General features: G+C 68.8%; 1 protein-coding gene. It reads right to left on the bottom strand.

Features of this window, described 5'->3' with window-relative positions; translation table 11 throughout:
- Window positions 1–35 precede the first annotated feature (35 nt).
- A complete protein-coding gene (locus ACIRB1_RS47110; RefSeq protein ID WP_403470127.1) occupies window positions 36–1,214 on the bottom strand; it encodes an IS30 family transposase in 1,179 nt (392 codons plus the stop codon).
- Between the last annotated feature and the right edge of the window lie 243 nt (window positions 1,215–1,457).

Here is a 1,457-nt window from a genome sequence, read left to right as displayed (position 1 = left end):
GGCGGATTCTTGGGGTCCTCGCAACACCTGATGGCTTACGCGGCTGTCAGTAGATCACGCAGGCGCTCGGCTGGGGTTTTCCAGCCGAGTGTTTTGCGTGGTCGGCCGTTGAGCTGCTGGGCGACGTGTTCGAGGTCTTCGGCACTGTGCGCGGACAGGTCGGTGCTCTTGGGGAAGTACTGCCGCAGCAGGCCGTTGGTGTTCTCGTTCGACCCGCGCTGCCAGGGCGAGTGCGGGTCACAGAAGTAGACCGGCACTCCCGTGGCCACGGTGAACTGCTTGTGCGCGGCCATCTCGCAGCCCTGGTCCCAGGTCAGCGAGCCGCGTAGATGCCCGGGCAGGGTCTGGATCAGTGGCACCAGCACGTCGCGGACCTCCTCGGCGGTGTGCCCGCCGGGCAGATGCCCGAGCATGACGTAGCGGGTGGAGCGCTCGACCAGGGTCACGATCGCGCTGTCGCTTCGGGGGCCGACGATCAGGTCGCCTTCCCAGTGGCCGGGAACCGCCCGGTCCTCCACTTCGGCAGGACGCTCGGAGATCATCACCATCTCGTCGACGAATCGGCGGGTGCGCTGCTCCGGGCTGCGGCGAGGCTTGCGGCGGGTGCGCCCGCTGCGCAGTGCGACCGCGATCTCGCGGCGCAGGCTGCCTCGGGCCTGGACGTAGATGGCCTGGTAGATCGTCTCCGGACTCACCCGCATGCTCTCGTCGTCGGGGAACTCGATGACCGCGGCGTGACTGATCTGCTCCGGGGACCAGCGTTCGCGCAGCTTGTCCTCAACGTATCGACGCAGCGGACCGTCCTGGGCGAGCTTGGAGACCTTGGGACGTGCACGGCTCTCGGCCCAGGCCCGCTGGGCTCGGTGCGGCCGATAGACGCCGTCGACTGCCCGGGCGTCGATCTCCCGCTTGATCGTGGACGCCGGTCGCCCCAGAGCCCGTCCGATCGCCCGCAGCGAATGGCTGGCCCGGTGCATGTCAGCGATCGTCTCCCGCTCGGTCACGTTCAGGAACCGGGAGTGCAGCCGTGCGTCGACCGCCGCGAGGGACGGCTGGATGGTGGTCACACCGGTCTTATAGACGATCAGACGACCGTCAGCGCGCAGTCGCGAATGGCCGATCTGCCGGATGCCCTGGTCCCAGTCCTCGGCAGTGCGTTCGTGGACGCCGGCCTGCGCGGCGGCATCTCGGCGTCGGACTCCGGCTGCACGCAGCCGCTCGTACTCCGCCCGGCCGGGATGCCTGGGCGGTCGGGGCTTGCCGCGACCGCGGACACCGGCCTGGCGGGCCCATCCGTACGCCGTATTGCGGTTCACTCCGACCGCGCGAGCGGCAGCGGTGATGCTGCCGTCCTCCCGATCCAGTGCCTCGAAGAACCTCGCCTTCAGCACCTCGAAATCCACGATCCCCGCAACTCCCTGAACTCAAGGGCGTTGCGGGGATCAGTAGAGCCCGCC

The sequence above is a fragment of the Streptomyces sp. NPDC096013 genome, from assembly GCF_044763565.1.
GTDB lineage: Bacteria > Actinomycetota > Actinomycetes > Streptomycetales > Streptomycetaceae > Streptomyces.
The sequence above is the reverse complement of the archived record's forward strand: the minus strand, read 5'-3'. Positions and strand labels throughout refer to the sequence as shown.